Genomic DNA, 19,369 nt, shown 5'->3' with positions numbered 1-19,369 from the left:
TGCGTGGTCGAGTCGAGAGGTGCCGAGCAACGATGAAGGTTCGTACGAAGTGGATGAGGAGCGCCGCGTCGATTGCGCTCGCCGGAGGGCTCACCATCGCTCTCGCCGCCGGCTGCAGCAGTACCGAGGAAGCGCCTGCAACCGAGTCCACCACCGCTGCGTCGGAATCTGCATTTCCGGTCACCATCGATTCCGCACTCGGATCCGCGACGATCCCCGAGGCTCCGAAGCGCATCGCCACCTGGGGTTGGTCCAACCAGGACGCCGTTCTCGCCCTCGGAGTCGTACCCGTCGCCATGCCGACCTTCGACGGCGCGCAGTACGGAGCGGACGACCGCGGCATCTTGCCGTGGGACGCGAAAGCGCTCGCCGACCTGGGTGGCGAGACCCCGACGCTGCTGACCGGTGACGGAACCGGAGCGGTCCCGGTCGAGCAGTTCGCCGCCGCCGCCCCGGATCTGATCTTCGCCCCGTACTCGGGATTGACCCAGGAAGAGTTCGACAAGCTTTCCGACATCGCACCGGTCGTCGCGTACCCGGACGAGCAGTGGACGACCTCGTGGGAAGACCAGCTCACCATCGCGGGCAAGGCCCTCGGCAAGGAGAAGGAGGCCGCAGATCTGGTCTCCGGAGTCGAAGGTTCCATCTCCGACGCGGCCGCGAAGTATCCGGCGCTGCAGGGCAAGACGGTCACCATCGCACTCCCCAATGCTCCCGGTACGTTCGCCGTCAGCAAGGACGACGACGTCCGTGTCGAGTTCCTCGAACAGCTCGGGCTGGTGAACGAGCCCACCATTCAGGAGGCCGACCCGACCAAGGATCCCGATGCCGTGTACTTCGAGCTCAGCCTCGAGCAGGCCTCTCTGCTGAAGTCGGATGTGCTGTTCGTCGTCGCCTACGACAAAGAATCGCTCGGTGCTTTTCTGGCCGAGCCGGCTGTGGCCTCTCAGCCCGTGCTGGCGCAGGGTCGTACCGCATCCACCGAAAGTCTCAGCGTCGACAAGAACTTCGCGTTCGGTGGCCTGACGGTGCTCACCATTCCGTACATCCTCGACGACGTGGCATCGGCGCTGAACACCGCCGCCGAGAACGTCCAGGGCTGATCCGAGCGCAGGCCCACCCGACGCACCACACATCTGCATTTTCGCGAAGGAGCGTGTTTCACAGTGGCAAGGTCTCATCGACTTCAGGTCGTCTTTCCCGAAGTCATCCGAACGGCCACCGTGATCGACACGCAGCAACTCAGTTCGGGAATGCGCAGGATCGTGTTGGGTGGGCCGCAGCTGCGGGAATTCTCGCGAGACGGCTTCGACTTTCCGGCGCTGCGTAGCGAGGGATTCGACGACTTCGTCCGCCTGTTCTTCCCGCTCGACGACAACGGCACGATGGCTCTACCGGTGCAACACGAGCGCACGGTGGAGTGGCCGCGGGAGCCGCGGCCACTGACCCGCAACTACACCGTGCGCAGCGTCGATGCCGAGACTGCCGAACTGACTCTCGATTTCGTCACTCACGACACCGGAATCGCGTCGACGTGGGGGCGTCGCTGCGCCGTGGGTGATTCCATCCCACTCCTGGGCCCGGTGCGCTCGGGTCACGCACCCGCCGAGGTGGATTGGGTGTTGCTCGTCGGCGACGAGACCGCGTTGCCTGCTGTTGCTCGCTACCTCGACGAAGCCGGAGCAGGTGAGCGAATTCGGGTGTTCGTCGAGGTGGCCGACGCCGAGCGAGAACTACCGCTGCCGACGGCCGCCGACGCCGAGATCACCTGGGTCCACCGCGACGGCGCGATTGCAGGCACCGGAGACCTGCTGGAAACAGCCGTACGTAATGCGCCCTGGTGGGAGGGAACTGTGTTCGCCTGGGTAGCAGGCGAATCCACAGCACTCAAAGGCATCAGGCGATACCTGCGCGAGGATCGGGCGATGCCGCCGGAGATGGTCGAGGTCACCGGCTACTGGCGTCGCGCAGAGGTTCTCACCCGCGCGGACGATCCGGAGGTTCCCGATCTGAACGCCCGCGAATCCGAACCGTTCGACAGGCTCGCCGAACGAGCGGAGATGTTCTCCCCCTTTGCTATCAGGGCCGCCAACACGTTGCGTATCCCATTGCATGTCTCCCGCGGCATACGCACCGTCGACGAACTGGCCACGGCTACCGGCACCGATGCGCGGGCCCTGGCGAAATTCGTCCGCTACCTGCGGTCCGTCGACGTGCTCACCGAGGATTCGGACGGCGGCGTGATCCTCGCCGATATCGGTGAAGCCATGCTCGGTGACGACTGGATCTCGCACTGGCTGGATTTCGACGGTATCGAGGCGCGAGTGGAATTGTCGATCACCGGACTCGTCGAGAGCCTGCGCACCGGTGCTGCCAGTGCGAGCCTGCTGACCGGCAAGACGTTGAGCGAGGACCTCGCCGGCTCGCCTCGGCTGACGGAATTGCACCACAACCACATTGCGGACGAGGCAGCGTTCCTGGGTCCTGCTCTGGTCCAGGATTATTCGTTCGGCGGCGTGTCCACGTTGGCGGTGACCGGTGCCGCATCCGGGGTGGTGCTCGGCTCGATCCTGACGGGCCACGACGCGATGTCGGCAACCGTTCTCGGATTACCCAGTGAACTCGACCTCGTCCGACGAGATCTGCAGAAGTGGCCGGAACTGCACGGGCGCGTGATCGAATGCGCTCAGAGTGTCGTGTCCGAACCGCGCACCAACCCCACGGGTGGGTTCGACGCGTACCTGTTGCTCGAGGTCACCGGCCACTACCGCGACGACGATCTGGCGTTGCTGCTGGCGAGCGCGGCGGCAGGCCTGTCCGAGAGCGGGAAACTGATTGTGGTGGAACGTCTGTCGGACGACGGCGCGATCAACGAGGATCAGGCCGAGTTCGATCTGTTGATGCTCTGTATGCATGGCAGTGGAGTGCGAACCAGAGCCGAGTTCGAGTCGGTGGCAACCGCAGCAGGCCTGGTGGTGACCGCATCTCGTCTCGTCGGCTGGGGTATCGCGGTCCTCGATCTGCAGCGTGCGCCCGAAGCCGTTGTGCGCCAGGACTAGTTAGGTTAGCGTTGCCTATCGAAGGCGCGCAGCAATGCCCAGGGCATGTCGGTTGCGCGCGATGCGCGGTCCAGGACCGAATCACCGTCAGGAGTGCACACACAATGACCGTTGTCGAAGAGACGGCGTCGGGCACGGCCGAGACCACCATCCTGCAGCACGGTTTGCAGACGGTGGTCACGTTGGCCGAGTCCGGCTTGTTCGACGAGTACGTCGTGTACGAGGACAGAGGACGCTGGGTGTTCGCAGGCGGCGTGGTCGCTCGCATCGTCCTGCAACCGGATGTCGTCACGACCACGTGGGGGAGCGGCGGGCCGACGGTGCGTCGGTGGTCCGGCAATCCGTCGACGGCGCTGCGGGAGGCCTGCGACGGTCTGACCCGAGAATCCTGGAATGCGTACGGGTTCGTCGGATTCGGGTTCGCGGCCCACCTGCACGGTGTGACGGGCTCCAGCGACTCCGACGAGGTGCTCGGCCATCTGGTCGTGCCCCGCGTCGAGGTCCGATTCGGTGCCGACCATGACGACGTCGAGGTGACCGGGAGCGAGGAGGACCGCGCCGCGGTGCTGGCCGTACTCGCGGACGCCTCCGCCGAGGAGCCGCCGACAATGCATTCGCTCGATGTCGGCGGAGATCTCGACGACTATCGCGCTCGCGTACAGCAGGCCGTCACGGAAATTCACCGCGGCGACTACGCCAAAGTGATTCTCTCTCGCACGGTGCGCATTCCGTTCGATCTGGACATGCCGGGCACCTACCGGGCCGGGCGCGCGGCGAACACCCCGGCTCGCTCGTTCCTGCTGCACCTGGGCGACCTGCGCGCAGCCGGCTTCAGCCCGGAGCTGGTGGCCTCCGTCGACGCACACGGCGTGGTCACCACCGAACCGCTGGCGGGCACGCGGGCCTTCGGTCTCGGGTCCGAGGCCGACTCCGCAGCGAAGACCGATCTCGAGCAGGATCCCAAGGAGATCACCGAACATGCTGTGTCCGTTCGTACCTCGTTCGAGGAGCTCGAATCCATCGCGCGCCCTGGGTCGACCGCGGTCTCGGACTTCATGAGCGTGCGCGAGCGTGGAAGCGTCCAACACCTCGCATCGACCGTGCGTGCACGCCTGCGTGAGGACCTGTCCTGCTGGGACGCCTTCGGGGCGCTGTTCCCGGCCGTCACGGCGTCGGGAATCCCCAAACGGGAGGCCATAGAGGCAATCGGGAGGCTCGACGACCCGCCCCGTGGTCTGTACTCGGGTGCCGTCCTGAGGGCATCGTCCTCGGGGGAACTCGAAGCCGCGCTGGTACTTCGAGCAGTCTACGAGCAACGCGGATCGGCATGGTTGCGTGCCGGCGCCGGCATCGTCGGCCAGTCGACACCCGATCGCGAATTCGACGAAACCTGCGAGAAGCTCGCCAGCGTTGCCCCATATCTCGTCCGCAAGAAGGAGGAAGACGCCTGATGCATCGCACCATGTTGGGTGGAAAGATCCACCGCGCCAGGGTCACTCATGCCGATCTGCACTACGTCGGCTCGATCACCATCGACTCCACTCTGATGCACGCCGCCGATCTGATCGAGGGCGAGCAGGTCCACGTCGTCGACATCACCAACGGCGCGCGCCTGGTGACATACGTGATCGAAGGACACCCCGGTTCCGGCGTCATCGGAATCAACGGTGCCGCAGCGCATCTGGTTTCCCCGGGCGACCTGGTGATCATCATGTCGTTCCGGCAGGTGGAAGATTCGGAGCTGTCGGCGCACAGTCCCTCGGTGGTGCACGTCGACTCTGCCAACGAGATCGTGGCCCTCGGAGTCGATCCGTCCGAGCCGGTTCCGGGCGCACTCGATCAGATGTCGGGGGCGAGCGTTCGATGACGTCGCACGAGAACTACGACATCGTCGGAGTCGGATTCGGGCCGTCCAATCTCGGTCTGGCCATCGCAATCGAAGAACACAACCGAACGTGCGCGCCGACCGAGCGGCTGACCTCGTGCTTCATCGAGTCCAAGGACGAATTCGCCTGGCATCCCGGAATGCTGTTGCCGGGGACGACGATGCAGATCTCGTTCCTCAAGGACCTGGCCACCCAGCGCAACGCCAGCAGCGAGTACACGTTCCTGGCCTACCTGTCCGAGCAAGGCCGACTCAACCACTTCATCAATCTGCAGACGTTCTTCCCTAGCCGGCTCGAGTTCCACGACTACCTGTCCTGGGCCGCAGGCAAGGTCGACGCGACCGTGCACCACGGCACCCGAGCGGTCGACATCGTCGACACCGGTGACGGTTTCGGCGTCCGCACCGAGGGCCGACGAAGCGGCACCGTGCGCGGCCGAAACATCGTGCTGGCCGGCGGTTTGACCGCGACCCTGCCCGACGGGGTGACCGCGTCGGCACGGCAATTCCACAATCACGACCTGCTCGGGCACTTGGACCGACTGCCGTCGCGGACGCATCGCACGTTCGTCGTCGTCGGTGCCGGGCAGAGCGCCGCCGAGGTGGTGGACTACCTGCACTCGACCTACCGCGATTCCTCGGTGCACGCGGTGCTCCGCAAGTACGGGTACAGCCCGGCCGACGACAGCCCCTACGCCAATCGCATTTTCGATCCGACGGCCGTCGACGACTTCTATTCGTCGTCGCACACGCTGCGTGACCAGCTGCTGCACTATCACCGCGGCACGAACTATTCCGCGGTCGATCTGCCGCTGATCGAAGAGCTGTACGCGCGTGAGTACGCCGAACGAGTCAGCGGGGCGCGCCGGCTGTTCGTGCACGGAGCATCTCGATTGGTCGACGCCGTCGAGGAGCCGTCCGGCGTCCGGGCTGCTGTCGAGCACGGCCCTACCGGGCTGACCGAGGACGTACTGTGCGACGCTGTCGTCTATGCCACCGGCTTCACGTCCCTCGATCTCCCCGAGATCCTCGGTCCGCTGTTCGACGGCGTCGAGTTCGACACTCGCGGTCCGCGCGTGACGCGGGACTATCGGCTCGTCATGCGTGAACCGAGCGCAGGTTCGATCTATCTGCAGGGCGGGACCGAGCACACACACGGTCTGACCTCGTCGCTGCTGTCCAACATCGCTGTTCGCAGCGGTGAGATCGTGAAGTCCGCCGTGAGCACGAGGGTGCGAACGGTGGTGTGAATCGGGTGCGGACGAGCGTGGGCGACGAGCCGGAACAGCGAGGCGTTCCGGCCGAAGTCGTCGGTCTCGCTCGCACGAATGCGCGGCGGGCCGCGGGGTTGTTCGTCGTCATCGGAATCCTCGCCGCGCTGTGCCTGGTGAGTATCGCGGTGGGTACCGAATACATCCCTCTCGGTTCGGTGTGGCACGGCCTGTTCTTTCCCGACGGTTCGACCGACTCCGTGATCGTCCGCGAACTACGGCTGCCGAGAACGGTTCTCGGCCTTCTAGTCGGAGCCGCGCTCGGGGTTGCCGGTGCACTGATTCAGGCGATGACGCGAAATCCTCTGGCCGATCCGGGCATCCTGGGTGTCAACGCCGGAGCGGCATTCTTCGTAGCGATCGCCGTCGGCGTGCTGGGCTTCACCGGTATCGACTCCTACATCTGGTTCGCGTTCGCCGGCGCCGCGCTCGCCGCGGTCGCGGTGTACGCCCTGGGCTCGATGGGGCGAGCGGGCGCAACGCCGATTCGCCTGACGCTGTCCGGAATTGCGCTCGGCGCGGTACTCGGCGGCATCACCTCGGGCATGCTGCTCCTCGACCCGGACGCCTTCGACAGGATGCGGTTCTGGAGCGCAGGATCATTGGCCGGACGCGGCCTGGACATCACTACGGCAACTGGTCCTTTCATCGCACTCGGGCTGTTCCTGGCCGCCCTCGTCGCACGTCCGCTCAACGCGATGGCACTCGGCGACGATCTGGCGCAGTCGTTGGGGGCGCGAGTGATTCGCACGCGCATCATCGGTGTGGTCGCGGTGACTCTGCTCGCCGGTGCCGCGACCGCAGCGGCCGGGCCCATCGGGTTCGTCGGTCTGATGATCCCGCACATGGTGCGGTGGTTCGTCGGGCCGGATCAGCGCTGGATTCTGATCTACACGGTGTTCGCGGCACCGGGGCTACTACTGCTGTCCGACGTGGTGGGGCGCATCGTGATTCGCCCCGGCGAGCTGCAGGTGGGCATAGTCACCGCATTCGTCGGCGCTCCGGTACTGATCGTGCTGGTCCGCCGGAAGAAGGCGAGCGGACTGTGACCCTAGGGCAGCGCGGCAAGGTGGACTTCGGACGGCGACTGTGGATCGTTCGACTGCGTGATCGGGTGGACGGCCGAATCGACCTCCGAACGGTGGCGGTCTGCGCTGCACTGCTGCTGGTGACCGTCGCGGTCGCCGTCGTTGCGGTCGGCACGGGTGACTTCTACATTCCGCCGAACGAGGTGCTCGCCGCGGTGTTCGGACACTCCTCGCGCATCACCGAGATCATCGTCATGGAGTGGCGGTTTCCGCGGGTGGTTTTGGCTTTCCTGTTCGGAGCCGCCCTCGGTGTATCCGGTGCGGTCTTTCAATCGTTGACGCGCAATCCGTTGGGCAGCCCCGACATCATCGGATTCGCCACCGGCGCGTACACCGGCGCGCTCGTGGTCATCCTCACTCTCGGTGGCGGCTACTACCAGACCGGAGCGGGCGCGCTCGTGGGCGGACTGGCCACGGCCGCAGCGGTGTATCTCCTCGCATACAAGCGTGGGGTCCAGGGCTTTCGGCTGATCATCGTCGGGATCGGCGTCAGCGCGATACTGGCCTCGATCAACACCTGGTTGGTCGTGAAGGCCGATCTGGCCGACGCGATCGCGGCCGCCGTCTGGGGCGCGGGCAGTCTCAACGGACTGGGGTGGGCGCAGGTGGTGCCTGCACTGGTGGTGATGGCCGTCATCGCCCCGTGCCTGGCAGTGCTGTCACGTCGGCTGCCGATGTTGGAGATGGGGGACGACGCGGCACGAGCGCTCGGAGTGCGCGCCGAACCGACGCGTCTGATGCTGGTTTTTCTGGGCGTCGCGTTGATCGCACTGGTCACTGCGGCCGCGGGACCCATCTCGTTCGTCGCGCTCGCTGCGCCCCAACTCGCGCGCAGGCTCACCGGCACATCGGGAGTGGCGATGGTACCCGCGGCCTGTATGGGGGCGCTGCTTCTGGTGGTCAGCGACGTTGTCGCACAGCGCGTCTTCGCCCCGACTCAGCTGCCGGTCGGTGTCGTGACCGTGTCGGTGGGCGGCGCATATTTCGTGTGGTTGCTGGCTCGTGAAGGGAGAAAGCAGTGAGTGAGCGTCGGCTGCACGCCGACACGATCACGGTCGGATACGACAAGAGCGTGATCATCGAGAACGTGACCGTTGCGATTCCCGACGGCAAGTTCACCGTCATCGTCGGGCCCAATGCCTGCGGCAAATCGACGCTGCTGCGGGCACTCTCACGGCTACTGAAGCCCTCGCGAGGAGCCGTTCTGCTGGACGGCAAAGAGATTTCGTCGTATCCGGCGAAGGAAGTGGCTCGACGCCTCGGCCTGTTACCCCAGACCTCGATCGCCCCCGACGGTATTTCGGTAGCCGATCTCGTTGCGCGAGGACGATATCCGCATCAGAAGTTGATCCGGCAGTGGTCGACGGCAGACGAGGCTTCGGTGGTCCAGGCCATGGACGCCACCGGCGTGACGTCGCTGTCGGCCCGGCAGGTCGACGAACTGTCGGGTGGACAGCAGCAACGAGTATGGGTGGCAATGGTTCTCGCGCAACAGACGCCGCTGTTGCTCTTGGACGAGCCGACGACGTTCCTCGACATTGCCCACCAGATCGAGCTTCTCGACTTGTTGGCCACACTGCCACGTGAGAACGGCAACACTCTGGTCGCCGTGCTGCACGACCTCAACCACGCCTGCCGGTACGCCGATCACATCATCGCGATGAAGGACGGCGCGGTGGTCACCGAAGGTTCGCCTGCGGAGATCGTCACCGCCGAGCTGGTCGAGTCGGTGTTCGGACTGCCGTGCCTCATCATCGACGATCCGGAATCACACACTCCGTTGGTGATTCCTCGGGTGGTTCCTCGGGTGAGAACGACGACGATCGGCGATACCGCCGACGCATAGTAGGTAAGCCTTGGTTTACACTCGGCAAAACGGACCTTCGGGTTCGAGTGAAGATCTCGAAAGGATCCATCAGTGCCGAGTTGGAAGCAGCCCGAAGCAGGCCGTCGCCGTACCCATACCGAGCGACGGGCCCTTCGCGTCGTTGCCCTCGCCTCGGCGGCACTCGTCGCCCTCGGCTCGGCCGCCTGCAGCTCCGAGCCCGCATCGAACGAGGGAGCGGGAACATCTACGAGTGACACCCGGGTGATCTCGACCGACCAGGGCGAGGTGACCGTTCCGGCGGACCCCCAGCGCATTGCGGTGCTGTCCGCGGGCCTGGCGGGCTACCTGTTCACTCTCGATGCTCCCGTCACCATCGCCGACACTCGGCTGCTCGGAGTGACCAATCTCGACGGCGGTTTTCCGCCGCAGTGGGCCGAGAAGGCGCAGGCACAAGGCACTCTGGAGTTGCCGGCCGGAGATCAGCTCGACCTCGAAGCCATCGCACAGGCCGCGCCCGATCTCATCATCGGTGGAGGGCAAGGCTTCGCAGCTGTTCTGGCGCAGCAATCATATGAGCAGTTGACCCAGATCGCACCGACCGTCCTGGTCCCGTCGAGCGTCACTACCTGGCAGGGCGAGCTCGAGGAGGTCGCCGAGGCTGCCGGTGAATCCGACAAGGTCGAGGCACTGATGACGGCGTACGAAGACAGGGTTTCCGAGGTGAAGGATTCGATCGCCGTTCCCGGCGCGCCGGTGTCGTACCTGCTCTCGTTGAGCACGAACGAGCCCTCGTTCATTCCGCAGACCGCGGCATTGCCCACGTTGCTCGAGTCGGTCGGATTCGAGCCCGACGACGTCATGACCAAAGCGAACAACCCGGAGCTGTACGGCTCGGGTGATTCATTTGTGGTCAGCCCCGAACTGCTCGCGCCGATCGCGAGTGCGCCGGTGATGTTCGTGGTTCCGGTTGCCGGGCGCAGTCTGGCCGAGCTGCAAGGAGATCCGGCCTACGCCGCTCTACCTGCTTTCACGTCCGGCACGGTGTACGAGCTTCCGGCCACGAGCTACCGCCCGGACTACGACGGCGTGATGGGCACGCTCGATCTCGTCCAGCAGATGTTCGCCGGATAGCCGACATCGTTACGAAACAACCGTATTCGTTCGACCGAAGGAGAGCCCTCGATGGCGGGGACCGTCCGCGAGCTTCGAGTTTTTCCGATCTGTGTGCGGGAACTCGACGTACTGGCCGTGGAAGACGTGACGCCCGGGATGCGGCGCGTCGTCGTGGGCGGTCCGTCGATGGATGCGCATGTGCGTGACGGCGTCGAGCTGCCACCGGTGTGTAGCACCGGATTCGATGACGACGTCAAAGTCCTTCCGGTGGATCCGATCACCGGTAAGCTGCCGTTTCCGGTGCCCGAGAACGCGGGTGACGGAACGGTCGACTGGCCACCGGGATCGTTCCCGTACGGCCGGACCTACACGGTGCGCCGTTTCGATGACGTGCGCCGCGAGATGGCTCTCGACTTCGCCGCCCACGAGGGTGGACTGGCAGCCGACTGGGCCGACACGGTCCGGCCCGGCGAGAAGATTCTCGTTGCCGGACCCAAGCATTCGGCCGGACTGCCCGTCGGCGTCGACTGGATGTTGATCGCCGGCGACGAGACTGCGTTGCCCGCAATCGCGCACTGTCTGGAGAAGTTGCCCGCCGATCTACCTGCCACGGTGGTCATCGAGGTTTCCGAGCACGCACACCGGCAAGAGCTGACAAGCGCTGCGCCGGTGGATATCACCTGGCTCTGTCGGACCGACAGTGGCGGCGAGTCACGCTTGGTGGAGACGGTGCAGCGTGCGCAGTGGCGTCCCGGACAGCCATACCTGTGGGTGGCGGGGGAGGCGTCGACGATCAAACCCCTGCGTCGCTGGGCCAAGGTGGACAAGGAAATTGCGAAGCAATTCGTCGAGATCACCGGGTACTGGAAGCGACGCGAGATCGCAGCCGTCGGATCATCGGCGGAGTCGGATCCCGATGCCCAGCTGCACGAATTGTCGGAGTTGTTGCCGCCGTTCGCCATTCGTACCGCCGTCACCGTCGGTATCTTCGCCGCGATCGACGGCGGGGCGGGCACGCCGTCGGACATCGCAGCCCAGTGTTCGACGCATCCCGGTGCCAGCGCCAAGCTACTGCGGCATCTGGTTCTGATGGGACTGTTGACCACCGACGGCACCCGTTTCGGACTCTCCGAGATGGGTGCGCTTCTCAGCGACCCGGACGCCTTCGTCACTCGGTCGTTGAATTTCGACAGGATTCATTCACGACTGGACATGGCGTTCCTCGGCCTTCTCGACACCGTACGTAGCGGGGCACCGGCGCGGCAGCACGGCTTCGTCGACAAGATGAGCGAGTACGGGTTCGCCGCTGACTTTCACGAAGAAGCAGCATTCGGTGCCGTGTATCTAGCGCCCGCGCTGCCCGATGCAGTCGACCTGGAGGGAATGCGGACCGTCGCAATCTACGGCGAGGGCGGTGGTGTGTACGCGGATACTCTGGCGCGCATGCACCCCGACCTGACGCTACGTCTCGTCGGACTCCCCGCTCAGGGCGATCGCACGGCAGCCGATGTGGCTCCGTCGCGTCGGGACCTGGTCGAACGCATCGACGCCAGTGAATTCGTTCCGTTGGCCGAGCCTGTCGATCTGGTGATCGCGGCCGACGTGCTCGATTCTCACCCCGACGCCGATGCCCGAGTGCTGCTGAAGGCACTGGGGAATTCGGGGCGGCGGGTGGTGCTGATCACCGACCTGCTCGATCCCGACACCACCGATGACCACGACACAGAGGACGACCTGTTGCGGCTGTGTCTGTACGGCTCGGGTCGTCGCACTGCAGCGGAAGTACGGGAGTTGGTCGTCGGGTCGGGGTTCGAGCCGCCCCGTTTCGGATCGTTGGGTTGGGGCTCGACCATCGCCGAGTTCGGCGGACATGCTTACCGGGGTTAGCCTGAGGGTTCTCGGAAGAAACGACGAGATATGTATCGAGGACGAAGATGAGTGAAGGATCGGTTGGCTTCTACTACGCCGACGTCGTTGCGGTGGAACGGCTGACCGTGCACATGGTGCGCGTGACGTTCGGCGGCGAGCATGTCGCCGGCTACCGCACACTCGGGGTGCCCGACGAATGTGTCGGTGTCTATTTCCCTCGGGCGGGGGAAACGACGCCGCCGCCGATGACCGAGGTCGACGGCGTGTGGTGGTTCCACGGTCTCGAGAACGCACCGGAGGGCCGCAACTACACCATTCGCCGTCTCGACGAGGAACGCGGTGAATTGACCATCGACTTCTTCGCACACGAGGGTGGGGTCGCGGCAACCTGGGCGCAGCAGGCCACCCCGGGGCAGACGGTGCTTTTCACGCGTCCGCGATCCTGGTACTCGCCTCCCGCCGACGTCGAATGGCTGCTGCTGGTGGCCGACATGACCGGGTTGCCCGCACTCGGGCGGCTCGTCGAACAGTTGCCGGCCGGGGCCAAGGCTCACGCCATCGTCGAGGTGCTCGAGCGCGGCGACATCCAATCCATCGAAACCGCGGCCGACGTCACGTTCGATTGGCGCATCGGTTCCGGAAACGGAGACAGCGCAAGCGTTCTCGACGACGCCGCGTTGGCGTACCCATTACCCGAAGGACGCGGCTACGTGTGGTTCGCCGGTGAGGCGTCGTCCTCGCGTCGGGTGCGCAAGTACTTCCGTAAGGAATTGGGCTACGACATAGCGCATTTCGACATCATCGGATACTGGCGGGCAGATTCCGAGAAGTGGCTCGAGAAGTACAAGCAGTACCAGGAAGAAGCGCTGGCGGTCTACAACGGCGTCATCGAATCCGGCCGCACCGAGCAGGAAGCCAGTGAGGCATTCGACGCGCTGCTCGAGCGGGTCGGGCTCTAACCCTGGAATACGTAGTGCGGCAATTCCAACGTCGCCGCGTCGGGACCGAGGAATTTGCTGGTGACCGCTTGCACGGGCTTGGATCCGGCGAGGCGAAGTACCCCGCGGAACGCGGCCACTCCCGCAGCGGTCTTCGGATGCGCGACGCGAGGCACGCCGGGCGGCAGCTTCTGAGCCTGCTCGACGAACGGCCGCATCCGCGTCTCGAAGGCCTCGAAGCCGGCGCGATGGTCCTCGGCCCGGGCGAGTTCACCGGCGAGGACGTAGGCACCGGTGACCGACAACGTGGTGCCCATTCCGCTCAACGGCGTTGCGCACCAGGCGGCGTCGCCGAGCATCCCGATTCTGCCGTTCGACCAACGTGGGGCCTTCACCTGCGCGAGGTAGTCGACGTAGAGTTCCGAATCCGGTCCGAGCGAGTCGAGAATTCGGGGCACTTCCCAGCCGACGTCGGCAAACTTCGCGCGCAAGGCGGCAATGACCTCTTCGGTGGACGCGCCTTCGTACCCGCCGTCGTCGGACACCCAGGACAGGCTGAAACGCGTCGTGCCGAGGTTGTCCGGGCGAAGATTGGCGACTCTGGATCCGGGGGCGTTGCACCAACGCCACCAGCCGTCGTCGCTCGGCCCCTTCGGCAACACCCCGTAGGCGGTATACAGGCCGACCGGCGTGGTTTCGGCCTCGCCAGGAAACGCCAATTCTCTGCTGCTGGAACGGATCCCGTCGGCAAATAGGACGACATCGAACCTCTCCGATGCGTTCGACGCGAACGTGACATCGACGCCGTCGGCATCCTGAGCCACGCCGACCACGCGATCGCCGTATCGGTACTCGGTTCTCGGACCGGCTGATTCCACGAGAATCCGAGCGAACTCGCCGCGCAGAATCTCCAACTCCGCCGTCGGTCCGTCGTAGGAGCCGTCGCCGGCCGGGAAAGCGGCGATGGTGGCATCGTTGTCGTCGACGAACCGGGTGCCCTTCTCGGTGGTGCCGTTGGCGAGCAACGTCGCGTCCATGCCCATCCGGCGCAGCACCTCACGGCCCGATCCGCGAACGTCGATGTTCTGGCCGCCGTGCCGCAAGTGTGGAGCGCGTTCGACGACGGTGACGTCGTAGCCGGCTTTGTCGAGCCAGAAGGCCACCGTGGGTCCGGCGATGCTGGCACCGGTGACGAGAACACGAGAAGTCATGAGGGCGGTAATGCCCGGGCGGGTGGTCGTTCAATCACCCGGACGGGTACTGCTCAGGGATGCAACTCCACGAGCGGGATCGGAGCCTCCTGGCCGGGCCAGGTACCGGACAGGTGTGGCAGCTCGGTGGCAGTAGCGTCGATCACCCGGCGGACATACAGGCGCGGTGACGTCGACGGGTGCCCACCGGTACCCCGGACCCGCGTAGTGGATTCGCGTACCGTTCGAGAACCATCGGGCGAGTGCACCACCAGTTCCGCCTGTTCGGCGCCGTCGACGATGGCCGCGGTGGTCACTGTCACGTACACCGGGTCTCCGACGCCGTCGTAGACCCAACGCGTGCCCAGCACCGAATGGTCCATCGTGGCAACGAGATAGGCCTCGGCTCCGTCGAGTGGGGCACTGCGGTACGTCAGGGGTACCTGAAATACCGTGCCCGACGCCGTCCGCACGAGATGGGTTTCGACGCCGACGTCTCCGGCCGGATCGTCGAAACGATATGCGCCGACGGCCTCGAGGCCGGTGGTATCACTTTGAGCTGCCCACTCCTGCGTCGGAATCCAGGCCGCAATCGCGTCCAGCTTCGAGGGAACGAGCGTGGCGCGGTGAATGATGGACATACAGAGAACGCTACTTTGCCGCACGCTTCGGCATCAGTACAGCCGCGACGGTCATCAGGACGGCGGCGACCAGCACTCCGATGAAGACCAGATGGATGGCGTCGGACAGTTGTTCGGGCTCTGGATCTCCGGACACACGGGCGTTGACGATGGCACCGAAGACCGCAACACCGACCGCGCTACCGAGGGAGCGGGCGAACATATTGGTGGAGGTGACGACGCCGCGTTCGGCCCAATCGACGCTCGACTGTGCGGCGATCAACGTGGGGCTCGCGATCAACCCCATGCCGAGGCCGATGACGAAGCACATCGCCGCGACGTGCCAGATCTGCGAATCGGCGTCGAGCAGAGTCGTCAGTGCCGTACCCACGATCCCGATCGAACCGCCGACCACGGCCGTCGTGCGGAAGCCGAAACGGAGATACACCCGTCCGGACTGGGATGCCGCGATCGGCCAACCGAGAGTCAGCGTGGACAGCGAGAAGCCGGCGATGATGGCTCCGGTGCCGAAAACGCCCTGTACGAAGGTCGGTACGTAGGACGTCAGTCCCAGGATCAATGCGCCGACGAGCAACGAGATGAAGCTGCTGACCACCAGCACCCGCCGGGTGAACACCCACAGCGGCAGGATCGGCTCCTCGGCGCGGGACTCGACCCACGCGAACACCGCCAGCAGCAGGAAGCCCACGACGAAGATCGCGATGCTGATCGGCGAACCCCAGGCCCAGGACTGGCCGCCTTCGAGCAGGCCGAGGAGCACCATCGTCGCGCCGACGGTGAGCAGAGCTGCACCGAGGTAATCGATCTTCGGCTTGGCGCGTTCGACTGCGCCTTCCTCGAATTTGCGCAGCAACATGTAAGCCGCCACCGCGCACAGAGGAATGTTGATGAAGAAGATCCATCGCCACGACAGGTACTCGGAGAAGACGCCACCGAGGGCGGGGCCGAGCACCGACGAGATCGCCCACACGCTGGCCAGGTAGCCCTGCACTTTGGCGCGCTCGGGCAGCGTGTAGATGTCGCCTGCGATGGTGATGGACATCGGCTGGACGGCACCCGCACCGAGTCCCTGAATCGCGCGGAAAGCAATAAGAGCAGGCATGCTCCACGCCAGGCCGCACAGAATCGAGCCCAGGCAGAACACCGCGATGCCGAACACCATGATCTTCTTGCGCCCGAACAGATCGGACAATTTGCCGTAGAGCGGCACCGAGACCGCCTGTGCCAGCAGATAGATAGAGAACAACCACGGGAACTGCGCGAACCCGCCGAGGTCGCCGACGATGGTGAGCACAGCAGTAGCGATGATCGTCGCGTCCAGCGCAACCAGCGACGAGCTGAGCATCAGCGCGATCAGGATGGGACCGCGTTCGGAGCGGAATCCGATGTCCGGGGTCGATTCGGTCGTTGCCATTGCTACTCATTGTGATCCCTGCCTGCCGACGCGGCGGCACCGGCCCAGATAGTGTTGAGCACCGTGCGACCATCATTGAGTAGCTACGAGCATCTGGCCGGCGGCAAGGTCCGCGATCTGTACATAATCGACGACGCGCATCTGCTGCTCGTCGCGAGCGACCGCATCTCGGCGTACGACCACATCCTCGACACCCCGATCCCGGACAAGGGACGGGTGCTGACGGCGATGAGCGTGTTCTTCTTCGAGGAGCTCGGCGGCGTAAACCACCTGGCCGGAGATCCGCTCGACGAACGCATCCCGGCCGAACTGCTCGGCCGCGCCCTGGTGGTGAAGAAGCTGAACATGGTGCCGATCGAATGTGTCGCTCGCGGCTACCTCACCGGCTCAGGTCTGACCGATTACAACGCCACCGGAGCCGTCTGCGGAGTCGAGCTGCCGCCCGGCCTGATCGAATCGAGCAAACTCGACGAGGTGATCTTCACCCCCGCCGCAAAAGCAGCACTCGGCGATCACGACGAGAACATCACCTTCGACCAGGCCGTCGAGCAGGTCGGTGCCGAGCTGGCCTTCAAGTTGCGCGAGGACACCATCGAGATCTACTCGCGCGCAGCAAACTTCGCGCTGGAACGCGGAATCATTCTCGCGGACACCAAGTTCGAGTTCGGTACCGACGCCGACGGCAATCTCGTGCTCGCCGACGAGGTGCTCACTCCCGACTCGTCCCGCTACTGGCCTGCCGATTCGTACCAGGAAGGTCGCGTCCAGCCGAGCTTCGACAAGCAGTTCGTCCGCGACTGGTTGACCGGTGAATCCGGGTGGGACCGCGCATCCGACACCCCGCCACCTCCGTTGCCGGACGACATCGTCGCCGCGACACGCAGCCGCTACATCGAGGCCTACGAGCGCATCTCGGGCCTGAACTTCGACGATTGGGTCACGCCATGACGATCACCCCTCCCATTGCCAAGAAGGTGCCGCTGGAGCGCACCCATCACGGCGACACGTTCATCGACAATTACGAGTGGTTGCGCGCCAAGGAAGACCCCGAGGTGATCGCCTACCTCGAAGCCGAGAACGCCTACACCCAGCAGCAGACGGCCGGACTGGAATCACTCCGCGGCAAGATCTTCGACGAGATCAAATCGCGAACCCAGGAGACCGACCTGTCCGTCCCGACGCGCATGGGCCAGTGGTGGTACTACTCGCGCACCGTCGAGGGAAAGTCGTACGGCCTCCAATGCCGTTGCCCCGTCGACTCGCCCGACGACTGGACACCGCCGACGCTGTCGTCCGACGTGGACGTTCCCGGTGAGCAGGTCTTGCTCGACGCCAACGTCGAGGCGGAGGGGCACGACTTCTTCTCCCTCGGTGCGTTCTCGATCAGCCTCGACGGCACGCTGCTGGCGTACTCGACCGACACCGAGGGCGACGAGCGGTACACACTGCGCTTCAAGAACCTCGAAACCGGAGAACTGCTGGCCGACACCATCGAGAACGTCGCGCCGGGAGCCACCTGGACCGCAGACGCCACGCACGTCTTCTACCTGACGGTCGACGAATCCTGGCGTCCCGACACCGTCTGGCGACACACCCTCGGTAAGGCCGCGGACGTCAAGGTCTTTCACGAGCCCGACGAAAGCTACTGGGTCGGCTTCGGTTCCACCCGTAGCGAGAAGTACCTGATGATCTGGGTCGGTTCCAAGATCACCTCCGAGTGCCTCGTCCTGGAATCCACCGATCCCGAGGGCGAGTTCCGCGTCGTACTGCCGCGCACGGACGGCATCGAGTACAGCATCGAACACGCCGTCGTGGCCGGTGAGGATCGCTTCCTCATCACCCACAACGGTTCGGTCAACGGCTGGGGCACGGAGGGAGAGAAGGCCGAGAACTTTCTGCTCGCCGAGGCCCCGGTCTCCGACCCGCTCGATCAGCGCACTCTGGTTCCGCATCAGGGCGACGTCCGTGTCGAGGACATCGACGCCTTCGCCGGCCACCTGATCTTCACCTACCGGCGAGAAGCGTTGACCCGCATGGCAATCTGGCCGCTGACCGACGAGGGGTACGGCGAATACCGCGAGCTGGAGTTCGACGAGGAGCTCTATTCGGTCGGAGCCGGCTCGAACCCCGAATGGGATCAGCCCCTTCTGCGGATGGTCTACACCTCGTTCATCACCCCCGGTCAGGTCTACGACCTCGACATCGCCAGCGGCGAACTGCTGCTCCGCAAATCGCAGCCGGTTCTTGGTAAGTTCGATGCCGGCGACTACGTCCAGCACAGAGATTGGGCCACCGCGCCGGACGGAACGCAGATTCCGCTGTCGGTCATCGCTCGCAAGGACGTCCCCGAGGGCCCGGCTCCCACGTTGCTGTACGGCTACGGATCGTACGAGGCGTCGATGGACCCGTCGTTCTCGGTCGCGAGGTTGTCTCTGCTCGACCGCGGCATCGTCTTCGTCGTCGCACACGTGCGCGGCGGCGGCGAGATGGGTCGCCACTGGTACGACAACGGCAAGACGCTGAAGAAGAAGAATACCTTCACCGACTTCGTCGCTGCTGCACAGCATCTCATCGACACCGGCCGCACCTCACCGAAGCATCTGGTCGCCGACGGCGGTAGCGCAGGCGGTCTGCTCATGGGTGCGGTGGCCAACTTGGCACCCGAGCTGTTCAACGGCATCCTCGCCAACGTTCCGTTCGTGGATCCGCTCACCTCCATCCTCGACCCGTCGTTGCCGCTGACGGTCATCGAATGGGACGAGTGGGGAAACCCGTTGGCGGACAAGGAGGTGTACGAATACATGAAGTCGTACAGCCCCTACGAGAACGTCGAGGCCAAGGACTACCCGTCGATCCTGGCGATCACGTCCATCAACGACACCCGCGTCCTGTACGTCGAACCTGCCAAATGGGTTGCGGCCCTTCGTGCCACGAAGACGGGGGACTCGGATCTGCTGCTCAAGACCGAAATGAGCGCCGGCCACGGCGGCGTGAGCGGACGCTACGAGAAGTGGAAAGAGGCGGCCTTCGAGTACGCGTGGATCGTGAGCGCCTCCGGCGCACGTGCATAGAA

Annotated in this window: 16 protein-coding genes; 13 read left to right on the top strand and 3 right to left on the bottom strand. The window is 65.0% G+C overall.

All coding sequences use genetic code 11. The features are described from left to right. Positions 1 to 32: 32 nt before the first annotated feature. The 11 genes from O4220_RS04080 (at position 33) to O4220_RS04030 (ending at position 13,072) form a co-directional block, all read left to right on the top strand. Complete coding sequence (locus O4220_RS04080; protein ID WP_269602331.1) at positions 33 to 1,103, top strand: ABC transporter substrate-binding protein; 1,071 nt, start codon at positions 33 to 35, stop codon at positions 1,101 to 1,103. Between the two features lie 63 nt (positions 1,104 to 1,166). Then, the gene (locus O4220_RS04075; RefSeq protein WP_269602330.1) at positions 1,167 to 3,059 is read left to right on the top strand and encodes a siderophore-interacting protein; all 1,893 of its coding nucleotides are present in this window, start codon (positions 1,167 to 1,169) and stop codon (positions 3,057 to 3,059) included. 104 nt (positions 3,060 to 3,163) lie between these two features. Beyond that, on the top strand, positions 3,164 to 4,510 hold the full coding sequence (locus tag O4220_RS04070) for a salicylate synthase (protein WP_269602328.1): 1,347 nt from the start codon (positions 3,164 to 3,166) through the stop codon (positions 4,508 to 4,510). Then, complete coding sequence (gene panD / locus O4220_RS04065; protein ID WP_269602327.1) at positions 4,510 to 4,926, top strand: aspartate 1-decarboxylase; 417 nt, start codon at positions 4,510 to 4,512, stop codon at positions 4,924 to 4,926. Before O4220_RS04070 ends, panD begins: the two co-directional genes overlap by 1 nt. Beyond that, positions 4,923 to 6,194: a lysine N(6)-hydroxylase/L-ornithine N(5)-oxygenase family protein gene (locus tag O4220_RS04060; RefSeq protein ID WP_269602326.1), complete on the top strand. Its 1,272-nt coding sequence runs from the start codon at positions 4,923 to 4,925 to the stop codon at positions 6,192 to 6,194. Before panD ends, O4220_RS04060 begins: the two co-directional genes overlap by 4 nt. A gap of 5 nt (positions 6,195 to 6,199) precedes the next feature. After that, positions 6,200 to 7,264, top strand: a complete 1,065-nt coding sequence (locus tag O4220_RS04055) for an iron chelate uptake ABC transporter family permease subunit (RefSeq protein ID WP_269602324.1) — start codon at positions 6,200 to 6,202, stop codon at positions 7,262 to 7,264. After that, the gene (locus tag O4220_RS04050; RefSeq protein WP_269602323.1) at positions 7,261 to 8,325 is read left to right on the top strand and encodes a FecCD family ABC transporter permease; all 1,065 of its coding nucleotides are present in this window, start codon (positions 7,261 to 7,263) and stop codon (positions 8,323 to 8,325) included. Before O4220_RS04055 ends, O4220_RS04050 begins: the two co-directional genes overlap by 4 nt. Continuing rightward, entirely contained in the window at positions 8,322 to 9,149 is an 828-nt protein-coding gene (locus O4220_RS04045) for an ABC transporter ATP-binding protein (protein ID WP_269602322.1), read from the top strand. The genes O4220_RS04050 and O4220_RS04045 overlap by 4 nt, the downstream gene beginning before the upstream one ends. Before the next feature lie 72 nt (positions 9,150 to 9,221). Continuing rightward, positions 9,222 to 10,262 carry an ABC transporter substrate-binding protein gene (locus O4220_RS04040; protein ID WP_052078010.1) on the top strand — a complete coding sequence of 347 codons (1,041 nt, stop codon included), beginning with the start codon at positions 9,222 to 9,224 and terminating at the stop codon, positions 10,260 to 10,262. Between the two features lie 51 nt (positions 10,263 to 10,313). Next, on the top strand, positions 10,314 to 12,131 hold the full coding sequence (locus O4220_RS04035; RefSeq protein WP_269602320.1) for a siderophore-interacting protein: 1,818 nt from the start codon (positions 10,314 to 10,316) through the stop codon (positions 12,129 to 12,131). 47 nt (positions 12,132 to 12,178) lie between these two features. Continuing rightward, a complete protein-coding gene (locus tag O4220_RS04030) occupies positions 12,179 to 13,072 on the top strand; it encodes a siderophore-interacting protein (protein ID WP_269602319.1) in 894 nt (297 codons plus the stop codon). On the opposite strand, the gene O4220_RS04025 is transcribed toward O4220_RS04030, so the two are convergent. The 3 genes from O4220_RS04025 to O4220_RS04015 are packed head-to-tail and all read right to left on the bottom strand — an operon-like array spanning position 13,069 to position 16,296. Next, positions 13,069 to 14,262: an FAD-dependent monooxygenase gene (locus tag O4220_RS04025; protein WP_269602318.1), complete on the bottom strand. Its 1,194-nt coding sequence runs from the start codon at positions 14,260 to 14,262 to the stop codon at positions 13,069 to 13,071. The genes O4220_RS04030 and O4220_RS04025 overlap by 4 nt on opposite strands. Before the next feature lie 53 nt (positions 14,263 to 14,315). Then, positions 14,316 to 14,882: a CG0192-related protein gene (locus tag O4220_RS04020; RefSeq protein ID WP_269602317.1), complete on the bottom strand. Its 567-nt coding sequence runs from the start codon at positions 14,880 to 14,882 to the stop codon at positions 14,316 to 14,318. Between the two features lie 10 nt (positions 14,883 to 14,892). Then, the gene (locus O4220_RS04015; protein ID WP_269602315.1) at positions 14,893 to 16,296 is read right to left on the bottom strand and encodes an MDR family MFS transporter; all 1,404 of its coding nucleotides are present in this window, start codon (positions 16,294 to 16,296) and stop codon (positions 14,893 to 14,895) included. A 63-nt stretch (positions 16,297 to 16,359) separates the two neighbouring features. Here O4220_RS04015 and O4220_RS04010 point away from each other — a divergent pair, with 63 nt between their 5' ends. Beyond that, positions 16,360 to 17,244: a phosphoribosylaminoimidazolesuccinocarboxamide synthase gene (locus O4220_RS04010; protein ID WP_269602314.1), complete on the top strand. Its 885-nt coding sequence runs from the start codon at positions 16,360 to 16,362 to the stop codon at positions 17,242 to 17,244. Beyond that, entirely contained in the window at positions 17,241 to 19,367 is a 2,127-nt protein-coding gene (locus O4220_RS04005; protein WP_269602313.1) for a S9 family peptidase, read from the top strand. The genes O4220_RS04010 and O4220_RS04005 overlap by 4 nt, the downstream gene beginning before the upstream one ends. Positions 19,368 to 19,369: the final 2 nt, after the last annotated feature.

Origin of the sequence: Rhodococcus ruber, from assembly GCF_027270735.1 — a bacterium.
Taxonomy (GTDB): Bacteria; Actinomycetota; Actinomycetes; order Mycobacteriales; family Mycobacteriaceae; genus Rhodococcoides; species Rhodococcoides rubrum_A.
Note: the sequence above shows the minus strand (reverse complement) of the source record. Positions and strands in the feature narration are given on the sequence as shown.

Bases quoted from the DNA above. Each gene is read 5' to 3' on its own strand.
- O4220_RS04020 (WP_269602317.1), bottom strand. From the start codon at position 14,882: ATGTCCATCATTCACCGCGCCACGCTCGTTCCCTCGAAGCTGGACGCG.
- O4220_RS04060 (WP_269602326.1), top strand. From the start codon at position 4,923: ATGACGTCGCACGAGAACTACGACATCGTCGGAGTCGGATTCGGGCCG.
- O4220_RS04025 (WP_269602318.1), bottom strand. From the start codon at position 14,262: ATGACTTCTCGTGTTCTCGTCACCGGTGCCAGCATCGCCGGACCCACG.
- O4220_RS04070 (WP_269602328.1), top strand. From the start codon at position 3,164: ATGACCGTTGTCGAAGAGACGGCGTCGGGCACGGCCGAGACCACCATC.
- O4220_RS04035 (WP_269602320.1), top strand. From the start codon at position 10,314: ATGGCGGGGACCGTCCGCGAGCTTCGAGTTTTTCCGATCTGTGTGCGG.
- O4220_RS04005 (WP_269602313.1), top strand. From the start codon at position 17,241: ATGACGATCACCCCTCCCATTGCCAAGAAGGTGCCGCTGGAGCGCACC.
- O4220_RS04030 (WP_269602319.1), top strand. From the start codon at position 12,179: ATGAGTGAAGGATCGGTTGGCTTCTACTACGCCGACGTCGTTGCGGTG.
- O4220_RS04080 (WP_269602331.1), top strand. From the start codon at position 33: ATGAAGGTTCGTACGAAGTGGATGAGGAGCGCCGCGTCGATTGCGCTC.
- O4220_RS04015 (WP_269602315.1), bottom strand. From the start codon at position 16,296: ATGGCAACGACCGAATCGACCCCGGACATCGGATTCCGCTCCGAACGC.
- panD (WP_269602327.1), top strand. From the start codon at position 4,510: ATGCATCGCACCATGTTGGGTGGAAAGATCCACCGCGCCAGGGTCACT.